Genomic DNA, 14,816 nt, shown 5'->3' on the forward strand with positions numbered 1-14,816 from the left:
CAACGGATGTCCCACCCCACCGCCCCCGACACGGCCCGGGCCGCACACGCCGGCCACGAGGCATCCGTCGACCCTGCCATGCGCGACGGTCGCGACTCGGCCCGCGAGGCCGCCCGCCTCGCGAAGAAGCGGATGTATCGGCGCCGGCGCATCGTCGTGTTCAGCGTGCTCGCGGTCGTGCTCGCACTGTTCGTGAGCGGCGGCGTGTACGTCTCGAACGCGCTCGGGGCGCCCATTCCCGAAGCGCAGCCGGCGATCGTCGATCCGGAGCCCGTCGCCGAACCCGCGCAACCCCTCGCGGTGCCGGGCTTCGGCAGTTGGGCGATCGCCGCAGTCGGGTTCGACGGGCTCCTCGCGCAGAGCGACGACCAGTCGGTGCTGCCGATGGCGAGCATCGCGAAGGTCGTGACCTCGCTCGTCGTGCTCGATCAGCACCCGATTCCCGCGGGCGAAGGCGGCGAGTCGATCGCCTACACCGACGCCGATGTCGACATCTACTGGGACATGATCGCCCAGAACGGCTCGGTCGCCCCAGTCGAGGCCGGCGCGACACTGACGCTCAAAGAGAGCCTCGAGGCCATGCTGCTGCCCTCGGGCAACAACTACGCGATCTCGATCGCGAACTGGGCGTTCGGCTCGGAGGCCGCCTACGCCGATGCCGCCAACGCCTGGCTCGCCGCCCACGGGTTCACCGAGACCCACATCGCCGATGCGAGCGGCCTGTCGCTCGACAGCACGTCGACCGCGCGCGAACTCGTGAAGCTCGGCGAACTCGCCCTGCAGACCCCCGCCCTCGCCGAGATCGTCGCCATGCCGCACGCCGAGATCCCCGAGATCGGCGGTGTCGACAACTCGAACAAGCTCCTCGGCACGCACGGCGTCGACGGCATCAAGACCGGTACGACCGACGACGCCGCGAACCTGCTCTACTCGGCCGACTATCCCGTCGGCGACACGACGGTCACCCTCGTGGGCGTCGTCCTGAACGCCGACGACCACGCGCAGATCCGCGCGGCGGTCGCCGCCCTCCTCGACAGCGTCGCGCCCGGCTTCCACCAGGTCACCGCCCTCACTGCGGGCACCGAGCTCGCGTCGTACACGACCCCGTGGGGCGACGACGCCGTCGCGCGCGCGACCGACGGGGCGACCGTGCTCGTCTGGAGCGACACCCCGGTGGATGTCTCGGTGCAGGTGAACCCGATCACCCTCGCCGACGTCGGCACCCGCGTCGGCACTGCGACGATCACCGCAGGGGCGCAGACGATCGAGGTGCCGATCACGCTCGACGGCGAGATCGACGATCCCGGCACCTGGTGGCGGCTGCAGAACCCGGGCGTGCTCGACGCCGCGGGCGCGAAGTAGCGCTCAGTCCTCGAGCGGCTCCACGACGAACGGCGCCGCATCGGGCCGCTTCGCCGTGACGAAGTCGCCCGACGACTGGTGACGGACGCGCCGCAGCACCCATGGCACGAGGTACTCCCGCGCCCACTGCAGGTCTTCGACACGCGCCTGGCGCCACGGCGTCGACGGCAGCGGTTCGGGCTTCAACGGCTCGAGGTCGTTCTCGACGTTGAGCGCCGAGAGCACCATGCGCGCGACCGTGTGGTGCCCGAGCGAGTTCAAGTGCAGTCGGTCGGGCGCCCACATGCGTTGATCCTGAATCTCCGAGAGCGCCCACTGGTCGGCGACGATGCAGTCGTACTTCGCGGCGATCGTCCGCAGGTTCTCGTTGTAGATCGCGACCTTGCCCCGGATGCCCCGGAACACGGGGGAGAAGCCCACGTCGACGCCCGTGAAGATGACGATCGTCGCACGGTCGCGCGAGAGCCGTTCGATCGCGTACTCGAACCGTGCCGCGATCTCGTCTGGATCGGTGCCGGGGCGGATGACGTCGTTGCCGCCCGCCGAGATCGTGATGAGGTCGGGGCGGAGGTCGAGCGCGGGCTCGATCTGCTCGTCGACGATCTGCTGGATGAGCCGCCCGCGGATCGCGAGGTTCGCGTAGGAGAACTCGTCGTTCCCCGCCGCGAGCACTTCGGCCACGCGGTCCGCCCAGCCGCGGTTGCCGCCCGGCGCCGACGGCTCGGGGTCGCCGATGCCCTCGGTGAACGAGTCGCCGATCGCGACGTAGCGGGACCACGGGTGCAGTTGGGTGACCATGGTTCCATTCTGCAACGATCCGGCGGATGTCCCGGCCGAGACATCCGGTCGATGTGACGCGCACCTCGAACGAGCATGTCGGACGGGTCGACTACAGTTCTGGACAGTGAGCACAGCGACCCCCGAACCCGCGCACCTTCCGGGTACCTCGGCCGCCGAGCATCTCTCGCCCTCGTTCCCCGCGCGCGCGCCGTGGGGCACCGCGTCGAAGCTGCGTGCCTGGCAGGCCGAGGCCCTCGACCTGTACCTCGCAGAGCTGCCGCGCGACTTCCTCGCCGCCGCGACCCCCGGCGCCGGCAAGACGACCTTCGCGCTCCGCATCGCGGCCGAGCTTCGGGCGCGCCGCCTCATCGACCGCATCACCGTCGTCGCGCCGACCGACCATCTGAAGCGGCAATGGGCCGACGCGGCCGCACGCGCCGGCATCCGCCTCGATCCGGGCTTCCGCAACGCCCACGGGCGCGCCGCACGTCACTACCACGGCGTCGCCGTGACCTACGCGCAGGTCGCGATGCGGCCGGCCCTCCACCGCGAGCTGACGCTCTCGGGGCGCACGCTCGTCATCCTCGACGAGGTGCACCACGGCGGCGACACGCTCTCGTGGGGCGACGCGATCCGCGAGGCGTTCGAGCTCGCCGATCGCCGACTGTCGCTCACGGGCACCCCGTTCCGCAGCGACACCGCGCCCATCCCGTTCGTGCAGTACGAGGCCGACCGGCACGGCGTGCGGCTCTCCAAGACCGACTACAACTACGGCTACGGCCGCGCCCTCGCCGACGGCGTCGTGCGCCCCGTCATGTTCATGGTCTACGCGGGCCACATGCGGTGGCGCACGAAGGCCGGCGACGAGATGGAAGCGCGTCTCGGCGAAGACAACACGAAAGACATCACCTCGTCGGCGTGGCGCACTGCCCTCGAACCGTCGGGTGAGTGGATCCCCGCGGTGCTGCAGGCCGCGAACCGCCGTCTCACCGAGGTGCGGCAGTCGATCCCCGATGCAGGCGGTCTCGTGCTCGCGACCGACCAGACCGTCGCGCGCGCCTACGCCGAGATCCTCGAGAACCTGTGCGGCGAACGCGTCACGGTCGTGCTCTCCGACGACAAAGAGGCGTCGGGGCGCATCGAGGAGTTCTCGACGGGCACATCGCGGTGGATGGTCGCGGTGCGCATGGTGTCGGAGGGAGTGGATGTCCCGCGCCTGGCCGTCGGGGTCTATGCGACGAGTTCGGCGACCCCGCTGTTCTTCGCGCAGGCGATCGGGCGTTTCGTGCGGGCTCGTCGGCGCGGTGAGACGGCGAGTGTGTTCCTGCCGAACGTGCCCGTGCTCATGGCCCTCGCCGCAGAACTCGAACGCGAACGCGATCACGCACTCGATCGGCGCACCGGCGAAGGCGACGACGACGATCCCGGTCTCGACGACGGCCTGCTCGAGGCCGCCAACCGTGAAGAGAAGGCGAGCGACGAGCTCGGCGAGTTCACGTGGCAGGCGATCGCGTCGGATGCGACCTTCGATCGGGTCGTGTACGACGGCACCGAGTTCGGCACGCTCGCCGAGCCGGGCAGCGACGAGGAGTTCGACTTCATCGGCATCCCCGGCATCCTCGAGCCCGAGCAGGTCTCCGAACTCCTCAGGCATCGGCAGGCCAGGCAAGCGCGACGTGCGAGCGACCGGCGCAAGCACGCGGTCGAAGAACCCGAGTCGGCCGAGCCGGTCGCGCTCTTCCGCACGCTCAAAGAGCAGCGGTCGCTCCTGAACAGCCTCGTCGGCCTCTACGCCCGTCAGACGGGCGAGCCGCATTCGCAGGTCCACGCCGAGCTTCGGCGTGTGTGCGGCGGGCCGGCGGTGCCCCAGGCGACCGTGACCCAGCTTCAGGCCCGCATCGAGCTGCTCCGCAGGCGGCTCGGGAGACGATGACCGAGAACGACCCGAAGGAGCACGATATGACCGCGATCCCCGACGACCTCCTCGACCTCGTCGAACGCCCGCTGTTCGGAGCGCTCGGCACGATCCGCCCGAACGACACCGTTCAGGTGAACCCGATGTGGTTCGAATACGACGCAGACTCCGACGTCATCCGATTCACGCACACGACGAAGCGGCAGAAGTATCGCAACCTGCGGCACAACCCCGCGATGAGCCTGCTCGTCATCGACCCCGCCGATCCGCTGCGCTTCCTCGAGGTGCGCGGACGGCTCGTCGAGCTCACGCCCGATCCGACGGGCGCCTTCTACGTGCGGCTCGGCGTGCGCTACGGCGACGCCGACCAGCAGCCGCCCGCCGATCGCGCCGACCGGGTCATCCTCACGATGTCGGTGGAGCGCACGCAGCGCAAGTAGGCGCGTCGCGAGACCCCGGCTGTCAGGGGCCTGGACGCACGGCGGCACGGCCGTGCAGCGCCTGCTCGATCGCGAGGAGCGCCGCAAGGAATACTGCCGCGATCGCGAGTGACGCGATCGAGGGCAGTGCCGCGAACGCCGGGATCAGCGCCACGGCGGCGAGCGCGCCGATCGACCGCGGCAGCGTCCACTCGCCCGATGCGCGGCGCCAGATGAGCACGGTCGCCGCGAGGTAGATCGCAAGGCCCGCCCCGAGGCATCCGGCCGCGAACCCCTCGAGCGGACGCTCCTCGCCGATGCCGAGCATCGCCTCGTCGATGCCGACGGCGACGAGCACGATCGCCGCGACGATCGGGTAGTGCAGGTAGGTGTAGACGTCGACCGCGAGCGCCGCACGCTCGGACCCGGCACGCACGGCGAGCTCGTGTTCGACCTTGTCGGCGAGGTGGTGGAAGTAGCTCCACCACAGGCCGAGCGCGAGCGCGACGGCGGCGAGCGCGGCGCCGAGCACCTCCCAGTCGACGGGGATGCGCATCGCGACCGCGCCGATCGCGATGATCGACTCACCGAGCGCGAGGATCACGATGAGGCCGTGGCGTTCGGAGAAGTGCGACGCCGAGTTGAGGCGCCAGCTGTTGCCCGCGCGCGAGGTCAGATAGACGAGCAGCCAGTCGATCGCGATGGCGACGGCCCAGAGCCACACCTGCAGGGCGCCGCCGACGAGGCATCCGGCGACCAGCAGCGCCGCCGCTGGGACGAGCCCCGTCGCCATGCTCACGAGCACCTGGCGGCGCAGGCCCGCATCGGAACCCGCGGCGATCAGATACACGGTGCCGTGCACGACACGCACGAGCAGATATCCGATGACGAACACGAGCGGACCGCTGAGTCCGCCAGGGAGGTCGTCCCAGGCTTCGGGGATCGCGAGGGCGACGAGGAACATGACCGCCGTCGCGAGGACCATCCCGAGTCGGACCACGCCGTCGTCGGCGCGCGCCTGATTCGCGAGCCACGCGTACGCGGTCCACGACCACCAGACGAGCGCGAGCGTGACCAGCCCCCTCAAGAGCCCGGCCGCCGACGGCTCGTCGAGGATGATCTCGCTCACCTGGTGGAATGCGAACACGTACACGAGGTCGAAGAACAGCTCGAGCGTCGTGACGCGGTCGCCGTCGCGAGAGACGCCGACCGCGAGCAGCCGGCTCGTGCTCGTGGGTCGGATGCCTCGCGCCATGCGCCGACCCTACTGCGCGTCCCTACTCGGGGGCGACGTCAGCGCCGACCTTCGCGCCGACCTTGTAACGGGCGCCGCGGTGCTCGACGGGCAGGCGGTCGCCTCGACCGTGGAGCTTCTGGCGAAGCGTTCCGGGCGCGTACTCGGTCTGATAGCGGCCGCGGCGCTGCAGCTCGGGGACGACGAACTCGACGATGTCCTCGAAGGTGCCGGGGGTGATCGCGTAGGCGAGGTTGAAGCCGTCGACATCGGTCTCCTCGACCCAGCGCTCGAGCTCGTCGGCGACCTCGGTCGCCGAGCCCACGATACGCGCGCCGAATCCGCCGATCTTGCCGGCCTCGGCGAGCGAGCGGACGGTCCACTCGTCGCCCGCCGCGGCATCCTCTTGGAGGGAGGTCACGAACGACTGGATCGCGTTGCTCTTGACCGCGCCGATCGGGGCGTCGAGCTCGTACTGCGAGAGATCGGCGCCCATCCAACCCGACATGAGCACGAGGGCGGCCTCGTCGTCGGCGTACGAGAGGTACTCGGCCTCCTTCGCCTTCGCCTTCTCGTGCGTCTCGTCGACGATCACGGTGACCATCGCGTAGATGCGCGCGGCATAGCGATCGCGACCCGCGGCCTCGAGGGCGTCGCGGATCTGCTTGACCTGGGTCGCGATGACGCGCTTGGAGGGCGCTGCGACGAAGATCGCTTCGGCGTTCTCTGCGGCGAACGCGATGCCGCGGCTCGACGCGCCGGCTTGGTAGATGACGGGAGAGCGCTGGGGGCTCGGCTCGACGAGGTGGATGCCGGGCACCTTGAAGTAGGTGCCGTCGTGCTCGATGCCGTGCACCTTCCCGGGGTCGGTGAAGACGCCGGTCTCGCGGTCGCGCTCGACCGCGTCGTCCTCCCACGAGCCTTCCCACAGCTTGTAGAGGACCTCGAGGTACTCGTCGGCGATGTCGTAGCGCCGGTCGTGCTCGAGCTGGTCGTCGTGGCCCATGTTGCGCGCGGCCGACGGCAGGTAGCCCGTGACGACGTTCCAGCCGACGCGCCCCTTGGTGAGGTGGTCGAGCGTCGAGAGCCGGCGGGCGAAGGGGTACGGGTGCTCGTAGGCGGTACCCGCGGTGACGCCGAATCCGAGGTGCTCGGTGACGGCGGCCATCGCCGAGACGACGAGCAGCGGGTCGGTGACGGGCACCTGCGAGCCGTGCTTGATCGCCGCGTCGGCGTTGCCCGCGTAGACGTCGTAGGTGCCGAGCACGTCGGCGATGAAGATGCCGTCGAACTTCCCGCGCTCGAGGAGCTTCGCGAGCTCGGTCCAGTACGAGATGTCGGTGTAGCGCTGGGCCTGGTCGGCGGGGTGCCGCCATAGACCGCTCGAGATGTGGCCGACGCAGCTCATGTCGAACGCGTTGAATCGGATGGGACGAGTGGTCATGGGATCCGCCTTCCTGAACCGCATCATCGTGGCCGATAGGGTGCGATTCCGTCGGATGCTTCGACACATGCCGTCATCGAACGTCACCATGTTTCGGCCGGGTGGCGGCACCGCCGCGCATCCGCCACGCTCTGCCTCCATGACCATCGCTCCACCCATTTCGCCCGCCGAGACCGGGCCGGCCGAGGCATCCGTCGCAGCGGACGGCTCCGTCTGGCGCGGGCGCGCCGATGCATCCGAGATCGCACGCTGGACCACCGTCGCGCAGGGTGTCGCCGCCGCCCTCGCCGTCGACGTCGTCGAGCGCGACCGCTCGAACGCGCTGCCGGATGCCCCTGTGCACCTGCTGCGCGACTCCGGGCTCGTCGACCTTCTCGTGCCGAGCGAGCTCGGCGGCCAGGGCGCCCACTGGGAGACCGCGTTCGCGGTCGCGCGCACGATCGCCCGGGTGGATGCCTCGGTCGCCCAGATCCTCGGTTACAGCTGGCTCAACCAGGCGTGCGCCGTCTTCTACGGTGCCGACGCCGAAACGGCGAACGGATGGCTCCGTCGAAGCGCCCGAGGTCACTGGGTGTGGGCCGACGCCTTCAACCCCGTGAGCCCAGACCTCTCCTTCGTCGCGGACGGCGACGGATACCGGCTGAACGGTCGCAAGGCGTTCGCGACGGGTGCCGCGGTCGCCGACGTCGTCATCTCGGGCGCGGTCGCCGAAGGCGGCGCGCTCGACGGGCAGCTCGTCGTGTTCGCGCTCGACCGCGGGCGTTCCGGAATCCGCCAGCTCGGCGACTGGGACAACATCGGCTACCGCGCGTCGGCGAGCGGCGGCGTGTCGTTCGAAGACGTGATCGTGACCCGGGACGACGTCGTGGGCATCGACCGCGACCTGCCGTTCTCGGCAGTCGTGACCCCCGGAGTGCAGCTGCTGTTCGGCAACATCTACCTCGGCATCGCCGAGGGCGCCCTTGCGCAGGCCGCCGAGCTCGCGCGCAAGCGGCCCAACTCGTGGTTCCTGTCGGGCGTCGAGCGATACGCCGACGACCCGGTCACGCACCGCGTGTTCGGTGAGCTCGTCTCGCGGACGGCCGCCGTCGAAGCGCTCGCCGACAAACTCAACCGGCAGTACGACGATGCCGTCGCGCTCGGCCACGCGACGACGGCCGAAGACCGCGCCGCGATCGAGCTCGCGGTCGCGCGGCTCAAAGTCGTTTCGACCGAAGTCGGGCTCGAGGTCGCGAGCCGCGTCTTCGAGGTCACGGGCGCGAGTTCGACGAAGACCGCGACGGGCCTCGACCTGCACTGGCGGAACATCCGCACCCACAGCCTCCACGACCCCGTCGACTACAAGCGCATCGAGGTCGGCGCACACTTCCTGAACGGCACCGTCCAGCCCGTGAGCCTCTACACATGAGCGCGCTCATCGAGAAGTACCGCTCCGTCTTCGCCCGCATCGGCGAAGGCGCCGTCCAGCGCGAACTCGACCGTACCCTGCCGTTCGTCGAGATCGACGAGCTCAAGCGCTCGGGATTCACGGGCGTGCGCGTACCCGTCGAGTTCGGCGGCGACGGCGCGACCCTGCCCGAGCTGTTCGAGCTGCTCGTCGAGCTCGCCTCATACGACCCGCACGTGCCGCAAGCGCTCCGCGGACACATCGCGTTCGTCGAAGACCGCCTGAACGCGCCCGCGAGCGCGGAGCGCGACGAGTGGCTGCGCCGCTTCGCCGCGGGCGAACTCGTCGGCAACGCCGTCACCGAGATCGGCAACGTCGCGCTCGGCGATACGGCGACGAGACTTTCGGATGCCTCGGACGGCTTCACGATCTCGGGCCGCAAGTACTACACGACGGGGTCGATCTTCGCCGAATGGATCGATACGTCGGCGCTCGCGCCAGACGGCACCGAGGTCGCCGCCCTCGTCGCGACCGGCCACGACGGCGTCGCGGTGAGCGACGACTGGACCGGGTTCGGGCAGCGGCTGACGGGGAGCGGCACGACCGTGTTCGACGCTGCACCCGTTCGTGCCGATCACGTGTACCCGTTCGCCCGGCGGTTCGACTACCAGACTTCGCTCTACCAACTCGTCCTCGTCGCCGTGCAGGCGGGGATCGCCCGCGCTGCCGCGCGCGACGCCGTCGACCAGGTCGCGAACCGCGCCCGCACGTTCAGCCACGGCAACGCCGACCGCACGCGCGACGACCCGCAGATCCTCGAGATCGTCGGGCGCATCGAGGCCGATGCCTTCGCCGCCGAGGCGATCGTGCTGCACGCGGCGTCCGCGCTCGAGGCCGCCTACGCGGTGCGCGCCGCCGACTCCGTCGCGAAGGCGGCGGCCAAACGCGAGGCCGAACTCGCCTCAGCACGGGCTCAGCTCACCGTGAGTCCGCTCGTGCTCGACGCCGCCACCCGGCTCTTCGACGCCCTCGGCGCGAGCGCGACGAGCACCTCGCTCGCCCTCGACCGCCACTGGCGGAACGCCCGCACGGTCGCAAGCCACAACCCCGCCGCGTTCAAGGCCCGCATCATCGGCGACGCCGCGGTCAACGACGCCGAACCGCCCTACGAGTGGGCGATCGGCGTGCCGAAAGCCAAGAGCGCCTGACCCGAGGCATCCGAACTTCGCACCGCCAGCACCAACACACCGACACACCGACACACCAACACCCCAACTGCATCGCCCGCACCGCCCCGCTCCAGAACCCGACCCGCTCCACACCGCGATCCACCCGACCGAAGGACCCACCATGGCCGACACCACACTCGTCGAGGGCGCCGCCCCCGGCGCTGCCGCGCCCGACGGGGCGCCCGACCCCGCGCTGAACCCGCGCCGTCTGCGCGGCTCGCTCGGCGTCGCGAGCATCGTCTTCATCGTCGTCGCCGCGGCCTCGCCGCTCGGCGTCATCGGCGGCCCCGTGCCGCTCGGCATCGCGTTCGGCAACGGGGCGGGCTTCCCGTTCACGTTCATCGTCGTGACCGCGGTGCTGCTGCTCTTCGCCGTCGGGTTCACGAACGCGACGCCGCTCGTGAAGTCGGCCGGTGCGTTCTACGCCTACGTCGACAAGGGGCTCGGGCGCAGTGCCGGCCTCGGCGCCGCATTCGCCGCCCTGCTGTCGTACGTCGCCCTCGAGGCCGGCGTCTTCGGTCTCTTCGGCCCGGGAGCGGCCCAGCTCTTCGAGGGCTACGGCATCACAGGCGTGCCCTGGTGGGTGTACGCGGCGGTCGCGTTCGTCGTCGTGAGCGCGCTCGGCTACTTCAAGATCGAACTCTCGGGCCGCGTGCTCGCCGTGCTCCTCATCGCCGAGGTCGCGATCGTGCTCGCCCTCGACGCCGTCGTCATCTTCTCGGGCGGCGGCCCCGAAGGCTTCTCGACAGGCATCTTCAACCCGGCTGCGATGGTCTCAGGAGCTCCCGGCTTCGCGATCCTCTTCGCGATCCTGAGCTTCATCGGTTTCGAGGCGACCGCGGTGTTCCGCGACGAGGCACGCGACCCCGAGCGCACCATCCCGCGGGCGACCTACATCGCGCTCATCGTGATCGGCCTGTTCTACACGCTCTCGAGCTGGGTGCTCATCACGGCGAACGGCGAGAGCACGATCGTCGAGAACGCAGCCGCGAACTCGGGCACCATCTTGACGACCACGACCGAGCAGTACCTCGGCGCCGTCGGCGGGCACATCATCGGCGTGCTCTTCGTGACGAGCCTCTTCGCGTGCATCCTCTCGTTCCACAACATCGTGTCGCGGTACATCTTCACCCTCGCTGGCCGCGGCGTGCTGCCGCACGCCCTGGGCGACGCACACGTCAAGCACGGTTCGCCCTCGCGTGCCTCGCTCACGGCGTCGGTCACGGTCGCCGTGCTGATCGTCGTCGCGGTGCTCCTCGGCCTCGACCCGATCGCGCAGTTCTACACGTGGCTCGGCGGCATCTCGTCGGTCGGCATCGTGCTGCTGCTCGTGCTCACGAGCGTCGCGGTCATCGCGATCTTCCGTCGCACCCCCAGCCGACTCGGTGCCTGGAAGACGCTCGTGGCGCCCGCGCTCGGCCTCGTCGGGCTCGTCGCGTTCGCGGTGCTCGTGTTCGTGAACCTCCCCGTTCTGGTTTCCGAGCCGGCGTACGGCCCGTTCTCGTGGGGCATCATCGCGCTCTTCGTGCTCGCGTTCGCGCTCGGGCCGATCGTCGCACGCAAGCGGGCGGAAATCGTCCTCGACTGACACGCACCCCGTGAGCGCCTGATCGGGCGGACCGTCTTGCACGGTCCGCCCGATTCGCGTGCACCGCCTGGAACGGCGGAGTTCTGTCCACTTTCCACAGGTGCATTCGGGACATCCACGTGTCTTGTAGATTCTTCGCAAACAACCCAGCCTTCGCGCCATTCCTGCGATACACCACCGAGGAGCACCACCCCATGCCGCAGCTTCCTGATCTCGACCGCGTCGATCGCGCCCTGCTGTCGGCCCTTTCGAGCAACGCCCGAGCCTCGGGTGCCGCACTCGCGCAGGAGATCGGCGTCGCCGAGTCCACCGTGTCGCTTCGCCTGCGTCGCCTGCAAAGCCTCGGCACCATCCGCGGCTACCGCGTCGACGTCGACCTCGCATCGGTCGGCGTCTCCCTGCAGGCGCTCATCGCCGTCCGACTCGTCAAGCACGACCGCTCCGAGATCGACGCGTTCCGCCAGAGCGTCCCGCACCTGCCCGGCGTCCTCGGCGTCTTCCACATGGCCGGTGCCGACGACTACCTCCTCCACGTCGCCGCCCGCGACGCCGTCGAACTCCGCGAGTTCGTGCTCGCCCACCTCACCGGCCACCCCGCGGTCGCCCACACCGAGACCAATCTGATCTTCGAGCACGCAGCCGGGGACGGCTGGCAGCAACTCATCGACTGAGGTGGGTCGCGGCGCCCGGATGCCTCGGAGCGGCGCACGCTCGGAGACATCCGGGCACCGCGGACCGTCCCCGGTTCGGCGCTCCGAAATGCTGCCAATCAGGCGATTCGCGGAGCATCCGCGCGTCCTTCGTCGTTATCGTGACTGAGGCCCGACCGGGCCGACGACGCGATGGAGCCGGCCCGACTCGTGGTGCCGGCCCGGAATCCCGAGGCGACCTGTGAACGAGACGGCACCGACCACCGAGGCCGACCGCGCCAGGTGGCGACGGTACCTCGCCGACGAACGCGCCGAAGCGGCCGTCTACCGCGAGCTCGCATCGCGCAAGACCGGTGAAGAGCGCGAGATCCTGCTCGCCCTCGCCGCCGCCGAAGGCCGCCACGAGTCGCACTGGCTCGCCCTCCTCGGCGGCGACGAGACCGGCGTCCCGCGCGCGAGCGCACGGACGCGGCTCCTCGCCGCCCTCGCCCGCCGCTTCGGCACGATCTTCGTGCTCGCCCTCGCGCAGCGCGCCGAGGCGAGGTCGCCGTACGGCACCGATCCGCACGCGACGGCCGCGATGGCCGCCGACGAACGCATCCACGGCGAGGTCGTGCGCGGCCTCGCCGCCCGCGGACGGTTGCGTCTCGCGGGCACGTTCCGCGCCGCCGTCTTCGGCGCCAACGACGGACTCGTCTCGAACCTCGCGCTCGTCCTCGGCATCGGGGCGACGGGCGTCGCCGCGCCGTACGTGCTGTTCGCAGGTCTCGCCGGACTCCTCGCGGGCGCTCTCTCGATGGGGGCGGGGAGTACGTCTCCGTCCGTTCCCAGCGCGAGCTGCTCGAGGCATCCGCCCCCGACCCTGCGACTCGCGATGCCCTCGCCGACCTCGATCTCGAGGCCAACGAGCTCGCCCTCGTCTATCGGGCGCGCGGCATGGCGCCCGAGGACGCCGTCGACCAGGCGGCCCTCGTCATCGCGCGCGTGCAAGCGGTCGGCGCGGCGCAGACGCCGTCGGACGCGCTGCCCGTCGTGTCACCCGACCACGAGGTCGTCGGCACGGGGATGGCCGCCGCGATCTCGAGCTTCCTGTTCTTCGCGTCGGGCGCGCTCATCCCCGTGCTGCCGTGGATCTTCGGCATGACCGGGCTCCCGGCGATCATCCTCGCGACCGCCCTCGTGGGTGTCGCGCTGCTCCTCACGGGCGCGACCGTCGGCGTGCTTTCGGGCGCGTCGCCGGTCAAGCGCGCGTTGCGGCAACTCGCGATCGGACTCGGCGCGGCCGCCGTCACCTACCTGCTGGGCCTGCTGTTCGGCACAGCGGTGAGTTGACGGCGACCACCCCGACTCATTCGTCGATGGTTCCCGTGATCCGCCACCCGAACCAGCCGCCGTCGGTCGCAGCGACCTCCCAATCTGCGCACAGGAGCACGGTGTCGGGGTAGGCCTCCAAGCCCCAGTCGGCCGTGAGGCCGGGCATGTTGTGGCGGGGGCGCGGCTCGCAACCGTCGGTCATCAGGTCGGCGGCGGACTCGAACGCCACGATCTCGTTCGAGCCGTCGGTCGTTCGGAGCAGGTGCAGGTCGGTCGACTCGGCGGGGATCCATCCCGGAATGGGCCCGTCGGGCCATCCACGCTGCGCTTCGTCGTAGGTCTGGTAGTCGGCGCGTTCTTGCTTGGAGAGCACGTCTTCGATCGCAGTGCATCCCGTGAGGGAGCCGACGAGGAGGGCGGCGGCGCTCAGAGCGGCAAGCGAGGCGGTTCGTGACGTCGTGGTTCGTGTCATGCGCCCACTCCAGCCGACCGGGGCCGCTGCCGACAGCGCCGGGAGGACCAACCCTGATCGGGCGGTCGGCGTACGAGATTCACCCCAGCGGATGACTCGAGGTCGTCACCCGGGCGTCAGTGCGGAGGTTCCGTCACGAAGTCGATGAGTTCTTCGACACGTCCGAGGAGAGCCGGTTCGAGGTCGCCGAAGCCGCGCACGCGGCCGAGGATGTGCTGCCACGCGCGCGCGATGTCGGCCTGCTCGGCATGCGGCCACCCGAACGCCCGGCACACGCCGTGCTTCCAGGACTCGCCGCGGGGGATCACGGGCCAGGCGTCGCGCCCGAGGCGTGCCGGCTTCACGGCCTGCCAGATGTCGATGAACGGATGTCCCACGACGAGCACGTTCGCCCCGTGCGGGCCGCGCGCGACCGCGTCGGCGATGCGCTGCTCCTTGGAGCCCGGGACGAGGTGGTCGACGAGCACGCCCGCACGCCGTCCGCGACCCGGCCGGAACTCGTCGAGCATCTCGGGGAGCACGTCGACGCCCTCGAGGTACTCGACCACGACGCCCTCGACGCGGAGATCGGCGCCCCAGATCTTCTCGACGAGTTCGGCGTCGTGGCGGCCCTCGACGAAGATGCGACTCGGCAGCGCGACCTTCGCGGGGCCGGCATCGGCCGCGAACGACCCGGATGCCGTGCGCAGCCGACCCGCGGGCGCCTTCGCCTTCGGCGCGACCAGCCGCACCGCCTCGCCGTCGAGGAGGAAGCCGTGGCCGAGCGGGAACAGCCGCCGCTTGCCGAACCGGTCTTCGAGCACGACGTGGCCGTGCTCGATCCCGACGATCGCGCCGCAGTATCCGTCGGCCGCGAGTTCGACGACGAGTTCACGTGAGGCTTCGACCTCGGGGATCACCTTGCGCCCGCGCGCCTTCCAGTCGCCGGCGAGCACGTCGCTGCCATAGCGGTCGGGTCCGAGATCGTCGAATGGTGCGGGCACCGGACGAGGCTATTCGACGTACGCCCCGGAATCCGGATG

Annotated in this window: 12 protein-coding genes and 1 pseudogene; 8 read left to right on the forward strand and 5 right to left on the reverse strand. The window is 70.4% G+C overall.

Annotation, left to right across the window (positions count from 1 at the left end; all coding sequences use genetic code 11):
- Positions 1–6: 6 nt before the first annotated feature.
- Positions 7–1,362, forward strand: a complete 1,356-nt coding sequence (locus tag ET445_RS12360) for a D-alanyl-D-alanine carboxypeptidase family protein (RefSeq protein WP_165314392.1) — start codon at positions 7–9, stop codon at positions 1,360–1,362.
- A gap of 3 nt (positions 1,363–1,365) precedes the next feature.
- Here the strand turns inward: ET445_RS12360 and ET445_RS12365 are convergent, their stop codons facing one another.
- Positions 1,366–2,160 (reverse strand): SGNH/GDSL hydrolase family protein, encoded by a 795-nt coding sequence (locus ET445_RS12365; RefSeq protein WP_129191563.1) that lies wholly within the window; start codon positions 2,158–2,160, stop codon positions 1,366–1,368.
- A gap of 106 nt (positions 2,161–2,266) precedes the next feature.
- Here ET445_RS12365 and ET445_RS12370 point away from each other — a divergent pair, with 106 nt between their 5' ends.
- Both ET445_RS12370 and ET445_RS12375 read left to right on the forward strand, forming a co-directional pair.
- Complete coding sequence (locus tag ET445_RS12370; protein WP_243695192.1) at positions 2,267–4,075, forward strand: DEAD/DEAH box helicase; 1,809 nt, start codon at positions 2,267–2,269, stop codon at positions 4,073–4,075.
- 26 nt (positions 4,076–4,101) lie between these two features.
- Positions 4,102–4,497, forward strand: a complete 396-nt coding sequence (locus tag ET445_RS12375) for a PPOX class F420-dependent oxidoreductase (RefSeq protein ID WP_129191564.1) — start codon at positions 4,102–4,104, stop codon at positions 4,495–4,497.
- Between the two features lie 22 nt (positions 4,498–4,519).
- On the opposite strand, the gene ET445_RS12380 is transcribed toward ET445_RS12375, so the two are convergent.
- Together ET445_RS12380 and ET445_RS12385 are read right to left on the reverse strand one after the other, a co-directional pair.
- Complete coding sequence (locus ET445_RS12380; RefSeq protein WP_129191565.1) at positions 4,520–5,731, reverse strand: low temperature requirement protein A; 1,212 nt, start codon at positions 5,729–5,731, stop codon at positions 4,520–4,522.
- Positions 5,732–5,753: 22 nt separating this feature from the next.
- The gene (locus ET445_RS12385; protein ID WP_208008396.1) at positions 5,754–7,154 is read right to left on the reverse strand and encodes an LLM class flavin-dependent oxidoreductase; all 1,401 of its coding nucleotides are present in this window, start codon (positions 7,152–7,154) and stop codon (positions 5,754–5,756) included.
- A 139-nt stretch (positions 7,155–7,293) separates the two neighbouring features.
- Between ET445_RS12385 and ET445_RS12390 the strand changes: the two genes are divergently transcribed.
- The 5 genes and pseudogenes from ET445_RS12390 to ET445_RS12410 all read left to right on the forward strand — a co-directional run bounded on the left by ET445_RS12390 (position 7,294) and on the right by ET445_RS12410 (position 13,340).
- Entirely contained in the window at positions 7,294–8,562 is a 1,269-nt protein-coding gene (locus ET445_RS12390) for an acyl-CoA dehydrogenase family protein (protein WP_129191567.1), read from the forward strand.
- Complete coding sequence (locus ET445_RS12395) at positions 8,559–9,749, forward strand: acyl-CoA dehydrogenase family protein (protein ID WP_129191568.1); 1,191 nt, start codon at positions 8,559–8,561, stop codon at positions 9,747–9,749. Before ET445_RS12390 ends, ET445_RS12395 begins: the two co-directional genes overlap by 4 nt.
- 142 nt (positions 9,750–9,891) lie before the next feature.
- Positions 9,892–11,358, forward strand: a complete 1,467-nt coding sequence (locus tag ET445_RS12400; protein ID WP_129191569.1) for an APC family permease — start codon at positions 9,892–9,894, stop codon at positions 11,356–11,358.
- A 194-nt stretch (positions 11,359–11,552) separates the two neighbouring features.
- Complete coding sequence (locus ET445_RS12405) at positions 11,553–12,029, forward strand: Lrp/AsnC family transcriptional regulator (protein WP_129191570.1); 477 nt, start codon at positions 11,553–11,555, stop codon at positions 12,027–12,029.
- 220 nt (positions 12,030–12,249) lie between these two features.
- A pseudogene (locus ET445_RS12410) lies at positions 12,250–13,340 on the forward strand (VIT1/CCC1 transporter family protein).
- Between the two features lie 16 nt (positions 13,341–13,356).
- Here the strand turns inward: ET445_RS12410 and ET445_RS12415 are convergent.
- Together ET445_RS12415 and ET445_RS12420 are read right to left on the reverse strand one after the other, a co-directional pair.
- Positions 13,357–13,794 (reverse strand): hypothetical protein, encoded by a 438-nt coding sequence (locus ET445_RS12415; protein ID WP_129191571.1) that lies wholly within the window; start codon positions 13,792–13,794, stop codon positions 13,357–13,359.
- Between the two features lie 116 nt (positions 13,795–13,910).
- The gene (locus ET445_RS12420; RefSeq protein WP_129191572.1) at positions 13,911–14,777 is read right to left on the reverse strand and encodes a DUF3097 domain-containing protein; all 867 of its coding nucleotides are present in this window, start codon (positions 14,775–14,777) and stop codon (positions 13,911–13,913) included.
- Positions 14,778–14,816: the final 39 nt, after the last annotated feature.

Origin of the sequence: Agromyces protaetiae, from assembly GCF_004135405.1 — a bacterium.
Classification (GTDB): Bacteria; Actinomycetota; Actinomycetes; order Actinomycetales; family Microbacteriaceae; genus Agromyces; species Agromyces protaetiae.